The following is a 20,776-nucleotide window of genomic DNA, read 5'->3' on the forward strand; positions in this document are numbered from 1 at the left end:
TTTATGACCTTGCTTTATGACCTTGCCGAAAAGGACTATGTAGGCAACGCTGTTATCCCGTCGGAGAAGGTGATCATGTATGACTCATCCAACTGTATGGTAAATGTACCTGGCGAAAAGCTGGTGATACTGAAGGGATTGCATGACTTCATCGTAGTAGAATCCAACAACACCCTGCTCATTTGCCCCCGCGACCAGGAGCAGAATGTAAAACAGGTAGTAGCTGATGTGAAAAGCAGATTTGGGGCAAAGTATATTTAGGTTTTTAGTAGGTAGTTGATAGAGTTAATTTTAATTACTAAAACGTTCTTTCAATTAACCTACCAGCAAAAATTTAATAGCTTTGCCAAATACCTGCACCAGAAAGCGGGACAAAAACAATATATGACCATTACAGAAACCTCCATTGAGGGACTTATAATTTTAACGCCACGTGTTTTTAACGATGACAGGGGCTATTTTTTTGAATCGTTTAATGCTGATACCTTTAACAAGGTAGTGGGTTACACAGTTAATTTTGTTCAGGATAATCAATCGTTTTCAACAAAGGGAGTATTGCGGGGTTTACACCTGCAAAAGGGCGAGCACTCACAGGCTAAACTGGTTAGGGTAACACAGGGCGAAGTTCTTGATGTGGCTGTAGATTTGCGTAAAGGTTCTGCAACATATGGCCAGTGCCAAAGCGTTTTGCTCACTGCCGAAAATAACCACCAGCTTTTTATCCCCAGGGGGTTTGCTCACGGATTTATTGTGTTTAGCGATACTGCTATTTTTCAGTATAAATGTGATAATTACTATAATAAAGAGGCCGAGGGCGGCTTACATTATGCCGATCCAATACTGAACATCGACTGGCAAATGAGCGGCGATGAGTTGAATGTATCAGAAAAGGATCGGGAACTGCCCTTTCTGAAAGATATAGGCGATCTGGGTTTTTAAGTAAGACATGATCATGCAAAATAATATTATAGTATTTGGAGCATCGGGGCAGTTAGGAAATTGCCTTAAAAAGATTGCAATTGATAGGGGAGAAGATCACATTCATTTCCTGCCCGAAGATGAGGCAAATATACTTAGAGAAGACCTTTTGGTTAACGTATTTGAGAAATACAAACCAGCATTTGCCATAAATTGCGCTGCGTATACAGCTGTTGATAAAGCCGAAGATGAGGTTGATTTGGCCCGAAGTATTAATAATACCGGCGCAGCTAACCTGGCAAAGCAATGCAAGGCATATGACTCAACACTGATCCAGATCTCAACAGATTTTGTTTTTAAGGGTGATACACCTCATCCTTTAAGAGAAGATGATATTGCTGAACCCATAAGTGTATACGGCCTTACCAAATTGGAAGGTGAGCAGGCTATAGCGGCAATTTTAAAAAAATATTATACCATTCGTACCAGCTGGCTATATTCTGAGTATGGCAACAACTTCACCAAAACTATGCTAAAATTGGGTGCCGAGCGGGATTTGCTGAAAATTATAGCCGATCAGGTAGGTACACCGACCTATGCTATTGATTTAGCTGGTTGTATACTTGATATTGTAGCATCTGGCAATGAAAGCTACGGCGTTTATCATTACAGCAATGAGGGTGTAACCTCGTGGTATGATTTTGCCAAAGCAATATTTGATATTTCGGAGACACAAGTAAAAGTATTACCCATTCGCACTTCAGAGTATCCAACCAAAGCGCAACGTCCCGCCTTTTCTGTAATGGATAAAACTAAGATCAAAACCACTTTTAATATCGAAATTCCTTACTGGAGAGATAGTTTGGCGACTTGCCTGGAAAAATTGAATTAGTAACCGATTAAAGAAAACTTGTAATTTATATAGCCGATAAAAGATAAAGCCCGACTTGAAAAGAGCCGGGCTTTATCTTTTATCAGGGGCTGAGAGGCGCTATAAAAGTATGGTTCCTGCGGCAACAGTTTCATTTGTGGCTTCATCAACCAATATCAACGATCCTGTAATGCGGTTTTTGCGATACTCATCAAAAACAAGGGGCTGTGTAGTACGCAGGCGTACACGGGCCATTTCGTTCATTTTAATATCTCCTGCATTTTCCAGCTTTTCCATTGTATTAATATCCAATTTGTAATAAACCTCTTTTATAATGGCCATTACCTCACGGGTAGTATTTTTAAGGTGATACTTAGCACCAGGACGTGGGCCGCGGGATCCCATCCAGCATAGCATAACTTCAAGATCCTGGCTTACCTGTGGTTCGCTGTCATCTTTTATTATCATATCGCCACGGCTTACATCAATATCATCTTCCAAAGTAATTGAAACCGACATTGGCGCAAAAGCCTCCTCAACCGGACCCGAATAGGTATCGATAGATTTAATTGCTGAGGTTAAGCCCGAAGGCAAAACGGTTATCTTATCGCCCGGTTTAAAAATACCACCGGCTATACGGCCTGCGTAGCCCCGGTAGTCATGATATTCTGCAGCATGCGGACGAATTACTGTTTGTACAGGGAAACGTGCATCGGTATGGTTTTCATCACTGCCAATATGAATTGTTTCTAATGTGTGCAATAAGCTTTCGCCTTTATACCATGGCATATTCACCGAATCGTTAACTACGTTATCGCCTTCCAGTGCGCTGATGGGCACATAACGGATGTCTGTAACATCAATTTTGCCGGCAAATGCATTGTACTGCTCAACCACCTTATTGTATGTTTCTTCCGAATAATCAACCAGGTCCATTTTATTAATGCAGACAATGATATGAGGAATTTTTAATAGCGAAGCGATGAACGAGTGTCTGCAGGTTTGTTCAACCACGCCTTTGCGGGCATCTATTAATACCAAAGCCAGGTTGGCGGTTGATGCACCGGTAACCATATTACGGGTATATTGAATGTGCCCGGGGGTATCTGCTATAATAAATTTACGTTTTGGTGTAGCAAAATAACGGTAGGCTACATCAATGGTGATACCTTGTTCTCTTTCTGATCTCAAACCATCGGTAAGCAATGAAAGATCGATATGCTGTAATCCTTTTCTTTCGCTCGATTGTTTTACGGCTTCCATCTGATCCTCAAAAATGGATTTGGAGTCGTAAAGCAATCGTCCTATAAGTGTGCTTTTTCCGTCATCTACACTGCCGGCTGTTGTAAAACGTAATAGTTCCATAATTCAATGTGTGTAGCCTTTAGGCACCCCACGTTATATTTTAGCTAAAAAGCTGATTGATCAATTTAAAAATAACCTTGTTTTTTCCTGTCCTCCATTGAGGTATCTGAGCGTTTATCATCGCTGCGGTTACCACGTTCGGTGCTGCGGGTGGCTGATACTTCGGCTACAATTTTCTCTAAAGTATCCGCCTCAGATTCAATACCACCTGTAATAGTAATATCTCCAAGTGTACGGAAGCGCATTAGCTTATTTTCTATAGACTCACCATCGCGCAGCGACAAAAACTCTGATGCAGGCAGCCAAGTACCATCGCGGTAAACTGCGTTGCGATTATGCGCAAAGTATAAAGAAGGTATATCTATATTCTCTTGCAGAATGTAATTCCAGATATCCATCTCGGTCCAGTTACTTATCGGGAACACCCTGAAATGTTCGCCCATACGTTTGCGGCCATTAAAAATATTCCACAATTCGGGGCGTTGGTTCTTTGGGTCCCACTGGCCAAACTCATCCCGGTGCGAAAAGAAACGCTCTTTTGAACGGGCTTTTTCTTCATCCCTGCGCGCCCCTCCAATGGCAGCATCAATTTTATGATGTTCAATGGTATCTAATAAGGATACTATTTGCAGCTCATTTCGGCTTGCATTAATACCGCTTTCCTCAACCGCACGACCTTTATTTATAGCTTCCTGTACCGAGCCTACTATTAGTTGTACACCAAGTTTTTCAACCAGTTTATCCCGAAACTCCATAGTTTCCGGAAAATTATGCCCCGTATCAATGTGGATAAGCGGCATAGGTATTTTAGCCGGCCAAAAAGCTTTTTGGGCCAGGTGAGTAACAACGATGGAGTCTTTACCGCCCGAGAACAGTATAGCAGGACGATCAAACTGTGCAACCACTTCCCTTATCACGTAAATGGCCTCCGATTCTAATTCCTGCAGATGAGTAAGATAATATTTATGCATGGTAACCTTAAATCCGCTAAATCTACCTAAATAGTAGGGTTTAGCAATAAAACTGCAATATTAGCAATTTTTATGCTAATGTTAAGGCTATTAAGTAGAATTTAACCTCAAAAATTAAGCTGGTACAGAATATGTTCCGTTGGATAAATTATGAGCAATTATTAATAGCCGCGTAAGTATCAACGTTATATATCCACCAATCGTTTAAAAGTGTGGTAATTTATTACGATGTATACATTATACCATAATATTACAAGTTATAATGAAAAATAATTACTTTTAAAAAATCAGTATCACATACATTTGAATTTATGAAAGGGATCATTTTAGCAGGCGGATCGGGTACAAGGCTTTATCCAATTACGAGGGCAATAAGTAAACAATTAATGCCCATATATGATAAGCCGATGATTTATTACCCGTTGTGCGTTTTAATGCAGGCTGATATCCGGGAAATACTCATCATAACAACCGCCGAGGATAATCACGGTTTTAAGCGTCTTTTGGGAGACGGGACTGAACTGGGATGCAAATTTGAATACGCCATACAAGAAAAACCAAACGGGCTTGCCCAGGCTTTTGTAATTGGTGAGAAATTTATCGGCAAGGACAAGGTAGCCCTTATTTTGGGCGATAATATATTCTATGGCACCGGTTTTAATGAACTAATTCGCAGCTTTAATGATGTTGATGGAGCAGCTATTTTTGCTTATCACGTGGCCGATCCTGAAAGATATGGCGTTGTAGAGTTTGATGAAGATTTTAAAGCCTTATCTATTGAAGAAAAGCCGGTTAACCCTAAATCAAAATTCGCTGTACCCGGATTGTATTTTTATGATAACAGCGTGATCCAGATAGCGAAAGATCTGGAACCGTCGCCGCGTGGCGAATACGAAATTACGGATGTAAACAGATTTTACCTGGACCAGGGTAATCTGCATGTTGGTGTAATGGATAAAGGTACAGCGTGGCTGGATACAGGTACTTTTGACTCTTTGAGTGATGCTACAGAGTATGTGCGGGTGATAGAAAAACGTCAGTCGACCAAAATTGGTTGTATTGAGGAGGTGGCTTATCGCCGTGGTTTTATTAACGATGATCAGTTAAAACTGCTGGTGCAAAAATATTTGAAAAGTGGCTATGGCGCCTATCTGCAAAGTTTACTGCCTTAAACTCAGGATCCGCTTTCAACGGTTTCGATCATTTTACGAATAAAATCCGGCTCTCCGGCATCAAACCAAATAAATGATTTATCTTTTCTAAACCAGGTGAGCTGCCTTTTGGCAAAGCGCCTGGTATTTTGCTTAATCATTTCAATGGCTTTTTCAAGGGTTGATTTTCCATCAAAATAATCAAAGATCTCGGAATACCCAACAGTGTTTAATGCGTTTAAATGACGATGTGGGATTAAATCTGTTACTTCTGCTAATAAACCTTGCTGCATCATGATATCTACGCGATCATTAATACGTTCATACAATATTTCGCGGGGGAGGTTTAAAGCCAGCTTTATTATATTGAACGGGCGTTTATTAACTGTGGATTGCCTGTAAAAGGATATAGGATTGCCCGAGCTTTCAAAAACTTCCAATGCCCTGATGATGCGTTGAGGGTTACTTAAGTCGACCTCTGTATAATAAACCGGATCAGCTGATTTTAATTTTTCCTGTAGATAGCCTATTCCTTTTTCTTCCAGTTCGAGGTTTAGCTTTTCCCTTGTATGCGGATCGGCTGTTGGCAGATCGTCAAAACCTTCACAAATGGCTTTGATGTAAAGGCCGGAGCCGCCTGCCAAAATAACATGATCATGCGTTTTAAAAAGTTCATCAAGTAAAGCAAGCCCTTGTTTTTCAAAGTCGCCAACCGAAAACGCCTCATTTACAGAATGTGAATCTATAAAATAATGTTTAACCTGGGCTAACTCTGCAGCACTGGGTTTTGCCGTACCAATACTCATCTCCCTAAAAAACTGCCTTGAATCAGCCGATACCACAACGGTATCATAATACATTGCCAGCTCAATCGCAGCTGCTGTTTTACCTACAGCTGTAGGGCCGGCAACTACAACGAGTGTTTTGGGAGTGGGATGGGGCATGAGTAATTATGCGGTAAAAAAAATGTCATTACGAGTATTAAGATACCGAGACTCTAAAGGAGGGGGACAAATCGGCGAAAGACTTACGAAGTTTTAAAAACTTCGTAAGTCTGGGGTTTTACAACTTGTCATGGGGCGGAACGAAGCATTCCTCGCAATGACGGGTGTAGATATCTTATTAACTTATATTAATAATCGTCACCATCGCGGTGTGGTTTGTCATCATCTTCAAAGCCCTCATCATCTCCAAATTCACCGCCGAATCCGTCATCTTCTTCCTCTTCGGCCTTTTCTTCGGGCAGGTCTGCATCAACATCTGTAACTTCCGAGAAATCTTCGGTATCCTCAGGATTAAATGCCATCTCATTTAAAAAGTCGAAGTCTTCATCAGCGGCAGCAGCTACCGTGGGCGTAAATACGTTGCCAAACTGTTTAGGTGCTTCACCAACTGATTTAATTACGGCAGGATAAGTAGTGCCCGGTGTATCATTAAGAATGATCTTCATTAATTCTACGTGAAAATCAAACGGACGATCAAAATTGAAAGTATAGTAAAATTTTTGGTGCGGATCATCAATAAAACTTAACAGCTTTACATTACTCATCAGTGATACGCCACGGTCCTTCCTTTTTTGATTGGGCAGATAGGTTATTTCTTCACCTTTCATCCACTGATCATTGCTAATATAAAACGATGAAGGAAATTCGGGATTATAACCGGTTGACTGATGTATTGCGCGGTGTAAATCTTCGAAGGTTTGATTAGATTTTACATCAATCTCCCGCATCACATCATCATAATCTTCGAAAGTAACCCTGAACCTGTATAGTGCCATTATTTTAGTAAATTTTTAGTGGGGACAAAAATAGTGTTTTAATTTAATTTTGAACTTGCCACAACTTTTAAGCCAATTTCTAAACCTTTGATAATTGTGTAATTAATGGCAGCTTCGCGCGTATTCGGAATCTCACCTTCTAATATGGCTTCGCGGATCTGATTTTTGATAATTCCTACCTCACGACCCTCTTTTATACCAAAAAGCTGCATAATATCTATCCCGGTAACCGGTGGCTGCCAGTTTCTTATGCTATCGCGCTCCTCAACATCTTTTAATTTTTGCTGAACAAGCTCAAAATTGTTACGGTATTTTTTAACCTTGTATTCGTTTTTTGTGGTAATGTCTGCTTTACACAACAACATCAGGCCATCAATGTCATCACCTGCCTCAAAAAGTAACCTACGTACCGCCGAATCTGTTACGATAGATTGCGACAATACAATTGGGCGTAAATGCAGCTGAACAAGTTTTTGTACCTGCTTCATTTTTTCGTTAAGTGGTAGTTTTAACTGTGCAAATATTTTAGGCACCATGCGTGCGCCCCTATCTTCATGCCCATGGAAAGTCCACCCGTGACCAGGCTCAAAGCGCTTGGTGGCAGGTTTGGCTATATCATGTAATATGGCGGCCCAGCGTAACCAAAGATCGGTAGTGGTTTCACAAATGTTATCAAGCACCTGCAGGGTATGGTAAAAATTATCTTTATGGCCTTTGCCATCAATATAATCAACCCCGTAAAGACTGGTCATTTGCGGGAAGATTTTGTGCAACAGCCCGGTATCAAACAAATAATTAAACCCGATTGAGGGAACCGGTGACAGGATGATCTTATTAAGTTCGTCGGTAATACGTTCCTGGGATATGATGCTGATACGATCGGCATTATTTTTAATGGCGGCCACGGCAATATCGTCAATCCTGAAATTAAGCTGCGAAGCAAACCTGATGGCCCGCATCATACGCAACGGATCGTCGGAGAAGGTTTCGGCAGGGTCAAGCGGTGTCCTGATGAGTGTTTGTTCCAGATCGGCCAAACCGTTGAATGGGTCAAGCAGCGTACCAAAGGTATCGGGATTGAGAGAAATGGCCAGCGCGTTAATTGTGAAATCGCGGCGCTTTTGATCATCCTCCAAAGTGCCGTTTTCCACTATGGGCTTGCGGGAGTCCCGGCGGTATGATTCTTTGCGGGCGCCTACAAATTCAATTTCCAGGTCGCGGTATTTGAGCGAAGCTGTACCAAAATTTTTATAGATTGCAACCTTTACTTTGAGTTTAGCGCCCACTGCTTCGGCAAACTCAATGCCATTACCAATAATTACAATATCAATATCTTTTGAGGGGCGATTTAAAAAAATATCACGAACAAAGCCACCAATAGCATATACCTGTACATTGTGTTGTGCAGCAAGTTTGGATATAACAGAAAATACAGGATGCTGCAGGTGTTCTTTCATAGGAAACGCTAAATTCTAAGGGCTAAATCCTAAATTTTAGGCTTTAAAGCAAAGTGCAAAGGTAAGGTTATTTAAAATTTTAAGAAGCTGTCTGAAATAAATAAATCGCCGCGGGTAAGTCCTTTACAGCAATGATGAGCCGGTTTTAAGTTAACAACAATCTTAGCTTTTGATTCTACCTTCTGATAAACTCAAAACGACCATCCGGAGCCAGCTTCATAATGGTTGACGGATTTTTGATTTCCTTACTATGCTGATCAATGTTAACCACATAATCAACACCATCTATGATCTCCTGGTCAACCTGCGAAAAGTATTGAGGAGAGGGTTTGCCGCTGATATTGGCAGATGTGGATACCAGTGGCTTACGCAGGCGTTGTATCAGTTGTTGACAAAACTGGTGACTGGTTACCCGTATAGCTATACTACCATCGGCGGCTATCAATGATGGTGAAATATTTTTGGCGCCGGGCATTACCAGGGTTAAAGGGTTTTCGGCGTATTCTATCAGGTCGTAAGCCAGGGGATTTACTTCTTGTACGTAGCTCTCCAGCTTGTTTTCTGTATCCAGTAGGATCACCATGCTTTTAGCTTCATCGCGCTGTTTAAGGCGATAGATCTTTTTTATAGCTTCAGCATTGGTAGCATCACAGCCAATGCCCCAAATGGTATCTGTAGGGTACAGGATAATGCCGCCTTCCTGCAGCACTTTAAAAGCGTTGGCAACTTCGTCTCTAAGCATGATCTATATATTGGCCTAAATTGTTCATAATTTCAAATTCGTTAAGCATTTCCATGCATTTGGGTACGTTATAAAGCTTGCAGGTATTGCGCACACAAGGTTCGCAGGTTAGTTTAGCATAACGTATTATGGATAAGTTTTGTTTATTGTATGGTGCGGTATTATGCTCGTTTCCTGCTCCAAATAATACTATAACAGGTATACCCACAGCGTTGGCCAAATGGGCCGGCCCCGAATCTGTGGTTAATAAAGCCGCGCTCCCGGCCATTAAGCTGCACAAACCGGGCAGGTTGGTTTTACCGGCATAGTTTTCAAGCCGGTCGGCATTTTCCGCTCCGGCAATCAGCTGGTTAACAAATTCAGATTCCTTCGGGGAACCGATAAGGCAAAATATTGTACCCGGAAAAGTGTTGGTTAAAGTATTGAGCAAATGTATGCCTTTATCAGGCGGCATCCTGCGCGATGTAGCCTCGGAGTTAAAATTGACCAAAACTCGGTTGGTTTGCTTTGGGGTACTTAAAGCCGGTATTAGCTCAACGTGTTTGTGCCGGATAGTTTTACCTGTAAACTGCTCAAGCAGGTATAAATATTCATCAACCCGGTGACGATTAAAAGGTTTTTTGTAAGAATTAGTAAGCAGGAAAAAACCGCCCTCTTTATCAAAACCAATTCTTTTTTTTGCAGATGTGGCCTTACCCATAACTAATGAAGAAAGGGAATGCGGCAGGTTAAAAAACAGATCGTATTTTTCTGCACGCAGTTTTTTACCGAAACGATAAACACCTGGCAGGCCGCTGTATTCCTGCTTTGAAAAAAGATGGATAGTGGTTATTCCGGGAATAAGCGGGACTAAATTGCCCAGTTCGCTTTTAATGATAACATCAACCTGTGCTAAAGGATAAAGCTGCCTCACTGCGGCAATGAAAGCGGTACTCATCACCACATCGCCAAGCCAGTTAGGCAGCCTTATCAGTATTTTCATTTATTGAGTTGATTATGTGAATGATTGATTAAATGAATGGTTGCGTTATTGGATCTTTTCAAAATCTAACCACTCACTTACCCCAACTTAATCAACTAATTACTAAACAGCAACGTTGTTTTCCCTTAAAGCATCATTAAGGGATGTTTTTTTATCGGTTGATTCCTTGCGGGTACCAATGATTAAAGCACATGGTACCTGGTATTCGCCGGCGGGAAATGTTTTGGTATATGAACCCGGTATTACCACCGAACGTGCCGGTACACGGCCCTTATATTCAACCGGAGTTGAGCCGGTAACATCAATAATTTTTGTTGATGCCGTTAAAACCACATTTGCGCCTAATACAGCCTCATGTTCAACGTGTACACCTTCAACCACAATAGCTCTTGAGCCAATAAAGCAATTATCTTCTATAATAACCGGGGCGGCCTGCAATGGCTCCAATACTCCGCCAATACCAACACCGCCACTTAAGTGTACGTGCTTGCCAATTTGAGCGCATGAACCTACAGTTGCCCAGGTATCAACCATGGTACCTTCATCAACATAAGCGCCTATATTTACATATGATGGCATCATGATAACACCTTTGGCCAGGTAAGCTCCATAACGGGCAATACCATGAGGTACCACACGAACGCCGGTTGCTTTATAGTCGGTTTTTAGTTTCATTTTATCATGAAAAACAAAAGGACCAACTTTAATTTCTTCCATACTGCGGGTTGGGAAATACAATACCACGGCTTTCTTTATCCACTCGTTTACGTGCCAGCGTGTACCTATCAGTTCGGCTACGCGAATTTCGCCTTTGTCTAAACGTTCAATAACGGCTTCAATGGCATTAGTATAGTCATTATAATTTAGCAGATTCCTGTCTTCCCAGGCATCTTCAATCAGTTTTTTAAGATCTTGCATTGATGAAATTAACTTTTGGCAAATTAAAGGAATTTTAAGGAGAATTGCTTGAATTAAGGTGAATGTGTTTGAGTAAAACCGGCAATTTATTATGTGTTAACCGGCAACCCGGTATTATTACCACCTAACCTCTTCCTGATTATGAATGCTATGTCCATTTTCTGCATTTTTACTGGCGATATCATCATTGCAGATTTTTGGAATTGAATTTTTCACTATATCAGTGTTGGTTACGTCGGGCAGATGTTCCATAAATTTATCAAAAAAGACCTTGAGGCCTGGCGAGAACGGCAATAATTGTTTTAAAAAACTGTTTACTTTTGCAGGGTTATGCCCGAAAAAGAAAAATTAAGAATAGATAAGTACCTATGGGCTATCAGGCTTTTTAAAACCCGTACACTGGCCTCTGATGCCTGTAAGGCCGGGCGCGTAAAGTTGGATAGTAAGAATATCAAAGCATCGTACGAGGTGAAAATTGGCGATACTTACCAGGTATCAAAAGGACCCGATCGTAAAGTAATTAGGGTTACAGGTCTGCTCGAAAATAGGGTGGATGCTAAAAAGGCTGTTGATTATTACATGGATATAACCCCGGTTGAGCAAACCCAGGCCTTTAAGTCCATGTTTCATGCCCCGATACTTAAACGCGACCGCGGTGCAGGTCGGCCTACTAAACTCGACAGAAGGGAAATTGATGACCTGAAAGATAACTTTTTTGAGAGCGGAGAAGAAGACGAATAATTTGAAAATTCGGTGATTTGAAAATGAGAAGAATGGCATCTGAAATTTTCAAATTGCCTCAATATTTCATCTTATTTTCCTCATCCTGCCAAAGTTTAAAAACAGCAAGGGCTTCATCACGCAATAATTGTACAAACGGAAGTTTGCGGTTGGCCATGGGGCTTCCCAGTTCATGATATATAGCATGGTCATCAAAACCTATTTCAGCTGCATCAGCTTTGGTGTTGGCGTAGTAAACCTTATCAATACGGGCCCAGTAAATAGCGCCCAGGCACATAGGGCAGGGTTCGCAACTGGTATAAATTTCGCAGCCCGACAGATCGTAAGTGCCAAGCTCCTGGCAAGCCATGCGGATCACCGAAACTTCTGCATGAGCCGTTGGATCATTGGTAGGTACAACACGGTTAGCGCTACGGGCCAGGATCATGCCATCCTTGGTGATAACAGCACCAAAAGGGCCGCCCATGCCTTGCTTAACATTATATTCTGACAGCTCAATAGCTATCCGCATAAATTTTTCGTGCGCCATGTTTTTCATATTCCTCTAAATTAAAAAACCTCAACCGAAGTTGAGGTTTTTATAAAAATATTTATAATTTGAAAATGTGATAATTTGGAGATTTGAAAATGATTTTTCCTAAGAAGCTGTTTAAATTTGATTTATTAAGTGTTCCATTTGAGTGCAGTGGAACACCCCGAACGCTTTGGAACGCATTGTGGCTGATTATCAACAACTTAAGCTTTTTAAAAATCAACAAGGAGCGGAACACTTATGCGGCTGATAATCAACACTATAAACCCCAATATTAACTTGTGATTAAAATCAAGCTGACGGATTGTAGGCCGAGATCTGAATTTATCTCGCGCAAAGACGCTAAGACGCAAAGTGATTTACTTCTTTTTTCTTTGTTAATTAATTTCTATATAGTATTCCTGYCTTCACTATAAATAAACTTTTTTGAAGAAAAATCAATTTATATCGTGATATATAGAGCCGGATTAATTGGAAACTTATCATCCGCCTATCTCACAAATCCGGCAAATTTTAGCCTCAATTTAAGAACCACAAAAGTTATAAATCAAAAACCTATAGTTTAATGGYACTTAGAAAATTGGAAAAAACAGTAATGACGCGTTTATTTTTAAACAGCCTCTAAGAATTTTCAAATTAGCATATCTTCAATTTTCAAATTGAAATTATTTTTTCTCTTTCGCGTAGGCGTCGTTAAGTCTTTTAATTACATCGCTGGTAACATCTAATGACGGGTCGCCATATAATACAACCGGGCTTGCTTTTGAATATAGCAATACCAATCTGTAGCCTTTTTCTTTAGCATAAGCTTTTGTAAACTCAGCAATTTTATCGTATTGTTTGCTGCTTTCAGTTGCCTGCACATTTTGAAACTCGGCAGTTGCGTTTTGCTGGTAGCCTTGTAATTCCTGTTGTTTGCGTTGTAAACGTTGCTCGGTTGCCTGGCGCTGATCTGCCGGCAAAGTAGCAGCACTTTTTTGATACTCTGCAACCTCACGCTGAAAAGCCTGGCCTTTGTTCTGTAAATCGCTTTGTGAAGCTTTTCCTTTTTCTTCCAGGCGCTTATTCATATCTTTTGTGTACTCGTATTTACTTAATAAAGTATCTGAATTGATATAAACGATGGGTTCTTTACTGTCACTTACAGCAGATGTAGCAGCGGCCGGTTTATCGGCAGTTTTATTTTGGTTACAGGCGGCTATGCTACCTGCAATTAATATCCCGAAGGTGAATTTTGTTAAAGTTGAAACAGTAGTTTTCATTATCTCACGTAAAAAATTAAAAAAGTTTGACAAAGATAAACTTTCATTGCAAGTATCCTAATCAATTGTTTATTTGAAAATTCGGAGATTTGAGAATTTGAAAATTTCGCGTTAAAAATTCATTTTCAAATCTTCAAATTACCAAATCTTCAAATTCCTCACACGTCGCTTTTTATCCACAATTATTCGTTAATCCCGGCTATTTTTCGTACTTTTGAAGGTTGTTGTACTAAATAAATATGAGCGAAGAAAATCAGGACAAATCCAATTATTCAGCAGATAATATACAGGTATTAGAAGGTTTAGAGGCGGTACGTAAGCGTCCGTCCATGTACATTGGTGATACAGGCGTTAAAGGTTTGCACCATTTAGTATATGAGGTAGTTGATAACTCAATCGACGAAGCCCTTGCCGGCCACTGCGACACAATTAAAGTTTTTATATTAAAAGATAACTCGATAAGGGTTGAAGATAATGGTCGTGGTATTCCAACCGCGATGCACACTAAGGAGCAGAAATCGGCTTTAGAGGTAGTAATGACCGTGTTACACGCCGGTGGTAAATTTGATAAGGATACTTATAAGGTATCGGGCGGTTTACACGGCGTGGGTGTTAGTTGCGTTAACGCGCTATCTATCCACCTTACTGCGCTGGTTTACCGCGAAGGTAAAATCTGGACGCAGGAGTATTCAGAGGGAAAACCTTTATTTGATGTTAAAACCATTGGCGAAACGGATAAAAGAGGTACTACCATCATCTTTAAACCAGATGCTACCATATTTAACCTTACCACCGAGTATAAGTACGATACCCTTGCCGGTCGTTTACGCGAACTTTCATTTTTAAATAAAGGTATCCGCCTAACGTTAACCGATGAGCGGATTCCTAATGAGGATGGCTCTTTCCCAACAGAAGAGTTTTATTCTGAAGGTGGTTTGCGCGAGTTTGTTAAGTTTTTGGATGGCACACGTACAGCTATTATTCCCGATCCTATTTATCTTGATGGTATTAAAAACGGGATCCCGGTTGAGCTTGCTTTCCAGTATAATGATACTTACTCCGAGAATGTTTTCTCATACGTAAATAACATTAATACTATTGAAGGTGGTACCCACGTTGCCGGTTTCCGCCGTGGTTTAACCCGTACATTGAAAGCATATGCTGATAAATCGGGCTTGCTGAAAAACATGAAGATGGAAATTACCGGTGACGACTTCCGCGAGGGGTTAACGGCCGTAATTTCGGTGAAAGTTCAGGAGCCGCAGTTTGAAGGGCAAACCAAAACCAAGTTAGGTAATAACGAGGTAATGGGTGCTGTGGATATGGCTGTAGGCGAAATCCTGGGTAATTTCCTGGAAGAAAATCCTAAAGAAGCCAGGCTGATTGTTAATAAGGTAATACTGGCCGCTACTGCCCGTGCTGCAGCCCGTAAGGCCCGCGAACTGGTGCAGCGCAAGAGTGTTATGACGGGATCTGGCCTGCCGGGTAAATTATCCGATTGTGCCAATAACGATCCATCGCTTTGCGAGCTATACCTGGTTGAGGGCGACTCGGCAGGTGGTACTGCCAAACAAGGCCGCGACCGCGAATACCAGGCTATTTTACCATTGCGTGGTAAGATCCTGAACGTGGAGAAAGCCATGGAGCACAAGATATACGAGAACGAAGAGATCAAGAACATGTTTACCGGCCTTGGCGTTAGCCGGGGTACACCTGATGATGATAAAGCGCTTAACATTACCAAACTGCGTTACCACAAAATCATCATCATGACGGATGCCGACGTGGATGGATCGCACATTACCACGCTGATCCTTACGTTCTTCTTCCGCTATATGAAAGAGTTGGTAGAAGCCGGTTATGTATACATTGCTTCGCCGCCGCTATACCAGGTTAAAAAAGGTAAAGAGTTTGAATACTGCTGGAATGATGTACAACGCGATGCTGCCGTACAGCGCTTAAAAGGTGCCGGTAAGGAAGATAGTGTTCACATACAACGTTACAAAGGTTTGGGCGAGATGAACGACATTCAGCTTTGGGATACTACCATGAACCCTGCCACCCGTACACTTAAACGTGCTACTATCGAAAACGCTGCTGAGTGCGACCATACCTTCAGCATGCTGATGGGCGATGAGGTTGCCCCACGCCGCGAGTTTATTGAGCGTAACGCTAAGTATGCCAAGATAGATACATAGGAAGCCCCCCGGCCCCCTGAAGGGGGAGTGAGTGGGCAAATATGCAAGTAAACAAAAAGCCTTCCAGTATCTGGAAGGCTTTTTTTTGCTTTAATTAAAAATATCTGAAAATAAAAAAGCTCCCCCTTTAGGGGGCTGGGGGGGGGTAAGCTTTTAAATTTATATACATAATTTTGTTATGTATATAAATTTAAAAGCTTACATTTGGATATGAGCACAAACCCATTGCTAAAAGGCACGCTGCAAACCATTATTTTAAAACTGTTGGAAGATAATGCCGAAATGTATGGTTACGAAATTACTCAAAAGGTAAAAGAAGTAACCGCCGGTGAGATCCTGCTTACTGAAGGGGCGCTTTACCCGGCCCTGCACAAGCTGGAAGCCGATGGTTTGCTGGAAACTTTTACCCGGGTGGTGGATAACCGCGTGCGCAAGTACTATCGCCTTACCGAACAAGGTGGTAAAGAAGTTACCAGTAAACTGGAAGAAGCACGTTCATTTATCGATCAGTTACAGTTGTTATTAAACCTTAAACCCGCTATAAAATGACGCTGACCACCGATGAGCTAAAGTGGATTGATACGCGTATGGAAATATACGACATCAAATACCAGGAGATTTATGATGAGATATTGGATCATGTTATCACGGCCATAGAAGAAAAACGCAAAGCGGGTGACCAGCAGGATATTAAATGGCTGTTTCAGCAAGTGATCGACGAGCATTTTAAGGGCCTTTTTGGAATTGAAAACCTGGCTAAACAACAGGAAGACATATACCGGCAAGGCATGCAAAACCTTTGGCTGCAAAGTGCTAAACAATATCTTACATGGCCAATGTTGACTTTTATAGTATTGGTATTGCTGATCAGCTTAAAACTACCTGATATACGGGTGGTAAAAATTTTCTTACTATCAGGATGCTTATTACTGGCCTTTTCGCCGGTAATATATGCCTACTTGTCGTTGGCCGGTAAGTTGCATGCTGTTAAAGGAAAAAAGTCGCTTTTAAAGGCACAGCTCATAACTAAAACGCAAATACCCGCGTTTTTGCTCAACGGAATGATTTATTTGCCACAACTCTTTTTTATATTTAATAATGGGGCCGAAAATTGGAGTGCTTTTAAACATATCCCGTTACAAGTGTGCATTACTATAATGATGTTTTTTGTGGTATTGAATTTAACAGCCATACGCTTTTGCAGGAAGGTGATAGCGACCAAAGCTTTAACATAACCCAAACAATAGTACAATCAAACCCTAAACCGTCTTTAAAATGATATCGGCAGAAGAATTAAAATGGATTAAAGAGCGTATGAAAACATACGGGATTAAATACGGGGAGATTTACGATGAAATTCTTGACCATGTTATATTTGCTATAGAAAAAAAACGTGCGGATGACTACAATAGTCATATTGAAATCCTGTTTCAGCAAGTGGTTGACGGTCAGTTTGGCGGGTATGAGGGCATAGCAAACCTGGCGATTAACAAGGAAGATGTTTACAACCAAAACATCCAAAAATTATGGTGGCAAAGTTTGAGATACTACCTTACCTGGCCTATACTGGGGTTTACAATTGTAGTGCTATTACTAAGCCTTAGGCTACCGAATACGGAGCCGGTAAAGTTGTCAATGCTAATGGGGTGTATGTTGCTGGCCGGTTCGTCCGTTATCTATGCACATTTTTCGTTGAAGGAAAGGGTATTGAAATCTGTAGATAACGGCCAACGCTTTTTAAGGATCCACTTGATTAAAAAGGCAGCAGCATCATTTGGTTTGCTTAATTGGCTGCTCTTTTTTTTGCCGGCCTATGCTGTTGACTATTTACATCCAATAATTCTGATGATGGCATTGATGCTGTATATATTGTTAAACCTTGCCGCCATACGCTTTTGCCAGCAATTTAAAACGTTAAAACCTATATCCCATTAATATGAAGCCAAACACCCGCCAGGACGAATTATTCAGCAGTTTCAATTTTATGGGTAACCATCGGTGTGGTGCTGTTTTTAGCTTATGCCATCGCCTTTTTTAAATTAAGCAGGGCGGAATTTAAAGTGAAGGTGACTAAATAACACTTTATCATACTATTTCAAAGTCCTGCGCTTTTTAACGCGGGGCTTTTTTAATTTAATTACTTGTTTACCGTAATCAATCACTGCTTTGTATTTCATCAGGATATCGCCGCCTAAAACGCCCAATACCTGTGGATGGCCCATCTGGCTGTAGGCTATATTGATGGTAGACAGATCCAATACCGCAACTTCAAAATCATCAACCAATAAACTGCCGATTTGCATGCCGCTGATTATGGCAGTGAACGATTGCATGGTATTGGTACCCAAACCTGTTGACAGCCTGTCGCTCTCCAATATGGAAGTTGCATCACTTGCCCCGGCCAGCATGGTTTGATCGAAAGCAGTTTTTGATGCACCGGTATCTAACACCATAATAAATGCTTTGCCAAACAGGATAACTTCTATCAGGGGATGAAAGCCATCGTCGTGCAGGTCGATGATCTGGAGGGGAATGGATGTCATAATTGTAGATGTGCAAACTGTAGCTATGCAAATATGCAGATTACAATCAGCGATTCACAAATGTAAATGTGTCGTTAATTAAAACGGATAACCAATGGCTAAGTTAAATACGGCATAGCGGGTGTTAAAGTTCCAGCGTTGACCATTTGTAGCGTAGGGCGAGCGGAGCGGGTAGCCAAGGTCGGTACGCAGCACCAGTACAGACAGATCGAAACGTAAACCAAAGCCGGCATCAACGGCAATGTCATTCAAAAAATCTTTGCTGAAAGCAGCACCCTTTCGTCCGCCACTGTGCAATAGCCATATGTTACCTGCGTCAACAAACAAGGCACCGCGTACTATGCTAAATAATTTTGGCCGATATTCTACGTTGGCTTCAATTTTTATATCACCCGATTCATCAGGTAAAAAATCGCCCCGGTTAACATTTACAGCCGTGGCGGGGTTATATGATCCCGGACCTATTGAACGTGCCTGGAAACCGCGCAAGCTGTTTGGTCCGCCTATAAAAAACTGCTGGCTGTATGGTAACTGGGTGGAGTTGCCATAAGGCAGGCCCACGCCCACTATCAAGCGGCTGGCAAAGGTGCTGTTGGGCCCGGTTTTATGGAAAAACCGTATCTCGTTTTCCAGTTTAACGTATTGGTTAAATATAGCACCAAACAACTTTTTTACTTTGCCTGCCGTAGTATCGGCACCGGTAACTAAGCCATATATATTGTTTGATAAACCAACTTTGCCATTGTAGTACAGTGTATTGGTTCGGTAATCGTCGGTGGTATTGGTAAAGGTGTAGCCGTAGCTTGGGCCCAGGGTAAACTGCTTGTCAATAACATGCTGTAATGCAGGGTTTGGGGTGTTTTTTATGCTATCCTTATAAAGCTGTGATACACTTTCGGGGTTTACAAATGATAAATTGAGAATGTTTAGCTCATGGCTGCGGTGTGCATTCTCTTTCCACTGGTAACCAAATGATGCGTTAAACGAATTTAAAGTATACAGCTTTTGCCGGTTAACCAGTGTATATCCTAATGTTAAGTTGGTACGTGGAATATAAGCGTTATCGGCTTTTGGATATATGGGGCTGATGAATCTTGGCCACGATATTGTGGTGGTGATACCGGCCTGGTATACATTAAAGCCATTATTATTACCGCCCAATTGCACATCTGTACTACCAAATAAGGTTATGGCTAAAGCCTCGGCACCTTTAAATGCATTGCGATGTTTCCAGTTAAGGTTTACCTGCGTACCGGTGTAGTTGGCTGATGTGGTACGGCCCAGGATTTCCAGCTGTAATGATTTTTTGGGGTGGGGGGTTAAAAAGTAGTATACATCCAGCTTTGGCGAGTCGGGCGTTACATCCTCAAACCTGTTTTTTACAAATTTGTATGGCCCCAGGTTAATAAAGCGGTTTAAAGAGTTGTTATGGGTGGTACGGTTATATACATCATTAGGGCGCAATAAAACCGTATTGGCAAAAGCATAACTGCTAATGGTTTTTCTTCGTTCAACTATGTTATACCAGCGATACGGCTTTGCTTTATCCAGCATGAGCGAGGTGTCTCTTAAGGAGTAACTTGGGTACACATAAATATTCCTGATGGTATAAATTTCCTGCGCTCTTTCTGCTATAGTATTTTTAACAGCCACAAAAATATCAACCTGGTGACCGGCAACAGTACTGTCAACCTTCATGATCAGATCCTCGGGTGCAAAAAAGTAAAAACCTTCTTCTTTTAACCGGGCATCTATCCGGATGCGTTCGTTTTTAATTACATCAAGGTTGTAGTTTTCGCCAGGTTTTAATAAGGTTTTAGCAGCAGCTCCGGCTATTGCGGTATCAATGCTTTCATAACCTTGCGGAAAGGTCACCTTCCTTATTTTGTATGCTGGTCCTGCCTGGCCAGTATAAACGGCTTTGGCCGTTTTACGCTTACTCACCGTATCGCCGGTAACCTGCGCCTGGAAATAGCTTACATTTTGTAACCGGTTTTGAAGTATGCTGCTGTTTTTTTCGAGGTCTACAGCGCTTATTAAAACAGGCGGCTCTCCAAATTTGGTGTTAAGCCAGTGAGCCAGTCCCTTTGTTTTTTTTGTCCTGGTTATATTATAGATATACAGTTTTACCCTTAAACCCAATATAGATCCGTTGGGACGCGGCCTGAGTAAAGCTTCCAGTTCGTCGTTTAACGCTTCTTTATCGCTTTTCTTAATTTCTTTATCTGCAATTTTTACCTCTCCGCCTGTATACAATTTTTGACCAGGCAGCAAATATTTGGTATTACTGCATGCATTCAGCAAAACAGTTAATATCAGTATATATCTTAAATTTCTGATCATGG

General features: G+C 41.3%; 20 protein-coding genes and 1 pseudogene. 9 read left to right on the forward strand and 12 right to left on the reverse strand.

The annotated features are described in order from the left end of the window. The 3 genes and pseudogenes from AC1DQW_RS17320 to rfbD all read left to right on the forward strand — a co-directional run. A pseudogene (locus tag AC1DQW_RS17320) lies at positions 1–261 on the forward strand (mannose-1-phosphate guanylyltransferase); the annotation flags it as partial. 15 nt (positions 262–276) lie between these two features. Then, positions 277–939 (forward strand): dTDP-4-dehydrorhamnose 3,5-epimerase, encoded by a 663-nt coding sequence (gene rfbC, locus AC1DQW_RS17325; RefSeq protein WP_477455238.1) that lies wholly within the window; start codon positions 277–279, stop codon positions 937–939. Positions 940–952: 13 nt separating this feature from the next. Continuing rightward, complete coding sequence (gene rfbD, locus AC1DQW_RS17330) at positions 953–1,810, forward strand: dTDP-4-dehydrorhamnose reductase (protein WP_477455239.1); 858 nt, start codon at positions 953–955, stop codon at positions 1,808–1,810. A gap of 99 nt (positions 1,811–1,909) precedes the next feature. Here the strand turns inward: rfbD and cysN are convergent, their stop codons facing one another. Both cysN and cysD read right to left on the reverse strand, forming a co-directional pair. Further along, positions 1,910–3,154 (reverse strand): sulfate adenylyltransferase subunit CysN, encoded by a 1,245-nt coding sequence (cysN, locus tag AC1DQW_RS17335; protein WP_477455240.1) that lies wholly within the window; start codon positions 3,152–3,154, stop codon positions 1,910–1,912. 65 nt (positions 3,155–3,219) lie between these two features. Then, positions 3,220–4,125: a sulfate adenylyltransferase subunit CysD gene (cysD, locus tag AC1DQW_RS17340; protein WP_477455241.1), complete on the reverse strand. Its 906-nt coding sequence runs from the start codon at positions 4,123–4,125 to the stop codon at positions 3,220–3,222. A 311-nt stretch (positions 4,126–4,436) separates the two neighbouring features. On the opposite strand from cysD, the gene rfbA reads away from it, so the two are divergent. Next, positions 4,437–5,297 (forward strand): glucose-1-phosphate thymidylyltransferase RfbA, encoded by an 861-nt coding sequence (gene rfbA / locus AC1DQW_RS17345; RefSeq protein ID WP_477455242.1) that lies wholly within the window; start codon positions 4,437–4,439, stop codon positions 5,295–5,297. 2 nt (positions 5,298–5,299) lie between these two features. Here rfbA and miaA read toward each other — a convergent pair whose 3' ends face one another. From miaA to AC1DQW_RS17375, 6 genes are all read right to left on the reverse strand, one after another. Continuing rightward, on the reverse strand, positions 5,300–6,220 hold the full coding sequence (gene miaA, locus AC1DQW_RS17350; protein ID WP_477455243.1) for a tRNA (adenosine(37)-N6)-dimethylallyltransferase MiaA: 921 nt from the start codon (positions 6,218–6,220) through the stop codon (positions 5,300–5,302). Between the two features lie 188 nt (positions 6,221–6,408). Then, positions 6,409–7,056, reverse strand: a complete 648-nt coding sequence (locus AC1DQW_RS17355) for an IS1096 element passenger TnpR family protein (RefSeq protein WP_477408363.1) — start codon at positions 7,054–7,056, stop codon at positions 6,409–6,411. Positions 7,057–7,094: 38 nt separating this feature from the next. After that, positions 7,095–8,513 carry a CCA tRNA nucleotidyltransferase gene (locus AC1DQW_RS17360; protein WP_477455244.1) on the reverse strand — a complete coding sequence of 473 codons (1,419 nt, stop codon included), beginning with the start codon at positions 8,511–8,513 and terminating at the stop codon, positions 7,095–7,097. A gap of 175 nt (positions 8,514–8,688) precedes the next feature. Then, positions 8,689–9,255, reverse strand: a complete 567-nt coding sequence (locus AC1DQW_RS17365) for an L-threonylcarbamoyladenylate synthase (protein ID WP_477455245.1) — start codon at positions 9,253–9,255, stop codon at positions 8,689–8,691. After that, positions 9,248–10,237, reverse strand: a complete 990-nt coding sequence (locus tag AC1DQW_RS17370) for a glycosyltransferase family 9 protein (RefSeq protein ID WP_477455246.1) — start codon at positions 10,235–10,237, stop codon at positions 9,248–9,250. The genes AC1DQW_RS17365 and AC1DQW_RS17370 overlap by 8 nt, the downstream gene beginning before the upstream one ends. 102 nt (positions 10,238–10,339) lie before the next feature. Next, positions 10,340–11,155, reverse strand: a complete 816-nt coding sequence (locus AC1DQW_RS17375) for a 2,3,4,5-tetrahydropyridine-2,6-dicarboxylate N-succinyltransferase (protein ID WP_477406903.1) — start codon at positions 11,153–11,155, stop codon at positions 10,340–10,342. Positions 11,156–11,485: 330 nt separating this feature from the next. Between AC1DQW_RS17375 and AC1DQW_RS17380 the strand changes: the two genes are divergently transcribed. Continuing rightward, positions 11,486–11,896, forward strand: coding sequence for an RNA-binding S4 domain-containing protein (locus tag AC1DQW_RS17380; protein WP_477455247.1), 411 nt, complete (start codon positions 11,486–11,488; stop codon positions 11,894–11,896). Between the two features lie 58 nt (positions 11,897–11,954). Here AC1DQW_RS17380 and AC1DQW_RS17385 read toward each other — a convergent pair whose 3' ends face one another. Together AC1DQW_RS17385 and AC1DQW_RS17390 are read right to left on the reverse strand one after the other, a co-directional pair. After that, positions 11,955–12,434 (reverse strand): nucleoside deaminase, encoded by a 480-nt coding sequence (locus AC1DQW_RS17385; protein ID WP_477406907.1) that lies wholly within the window; start codon positions 12,432–12,434, stop codon positions 11,955–11,957. A gap of 659 nt (positions 12,435–13,093) precedes the next feature. After that, entirely contained in the window at positions 13,094–13,690 is a 597-nt protein-coding gene (locus tag AC1DQW_RS17390; protein ID WP_477455248.1) for an OmpH/Skp family outer membrane protein, read from the reverse strand. A gap of 239 nt (positions 13,691–13,929) precedes the next feature. Here AC1DQW_RS17390 and gyrB point away from each other — a divergent pair, with 239 nt between their 5' ends. The 4 genes from gyrB to AC1DQW_RS17410 all read left to right on the forward strand — a co-directional run bounded on the left by gyrB (position 13,930) and on the right by AC1DQW_RS17410 (position 17,823). Next, on the forward strand, positions 13,930–15,888 hold the full coding sequence (gene gyrB / locus AC1DQW_RS17395; protein ID WP_477455249.1) for a DNA topoisomerase (ATP-hydrolyzing) subunit B: 1,959 nt from the start codon (positions 13,930–13,932) through the stop codon (positions 15,886–15,888). A gap of 210 nt (positions 15,889–16,098) precedes the next feature. Further along, the gene (locus tag AC1DQW_RS17400) at positions 16,099–16,437 is read left to right on the forward strand and encodes a PadR family transcriptional regulator (RefSeq protein ID WP_477455250.1); all 339 of its coding nucleotides are present in this window, start codon (positions 16,099–16,101) and stop codon (positions 16,435–16,437) included. After that, positions 16,434–17,123, forward strand: coding sequence for a hypothetical protein (locus tag AC1DQW_RS17405; protein ID WP_477455251.1), 690 nt, complete (start codon positions 16,434–16,436; stop codon positions 17,121–17,123). Before AC1DQW_RS17400 ends, AC1DQW_RS17405 begins: the two co-directional genes overlap by 4 nt. 40 nt (positions 17,124–17,163) lie before the next feature. Further along, positions 17,164–17,823 (forward strand): hypothetical protein, encoded by a 660-nt coding sequence (locus AC1DQW_RS17410; protein WP_477455252.1) that lies wholly within the window; start codon positions 17,164–17,166, stop codon positions 17,821–17,823. A gap of 155 nt (positions 17,824–17,978) precedes the next feature. Here AC1DQW_RS17410 and AC1DQW_RS17415 read toward each other — a convergent pair whose 3' ends face one another. Beyond that, the gene (locus AC1DQW_RS17415; protein ID WP_477455253.1) at positions 17,979–18,431 is read right to left on the reverse strand and encodes an aspartyl protease family protein; all 453 of its coding nucleotides are present in this window, start codon (positions 18,429–18,431) and stop codon (positions 17,979–17,981) included. A gap of 78 nt (positions 18,432–18,509) precedes the next feature. Continuing rightward, entirely contained in the window at positions 18,510–20,774 is a 2,265-nt protein-coding gene (gene tamL / locus AC1DQW_RS17420) for a translocation and assembly module lipoprotein TamL (protein ID WP_477455254.1), read from the reverse strand. Positions 20,775–20,776: the final 2 nt, after the last annotated feature.

The sequence above is a fragment of the Mucilaginibacter sp. P5_A4 genome, assembly GCF_056400605.1.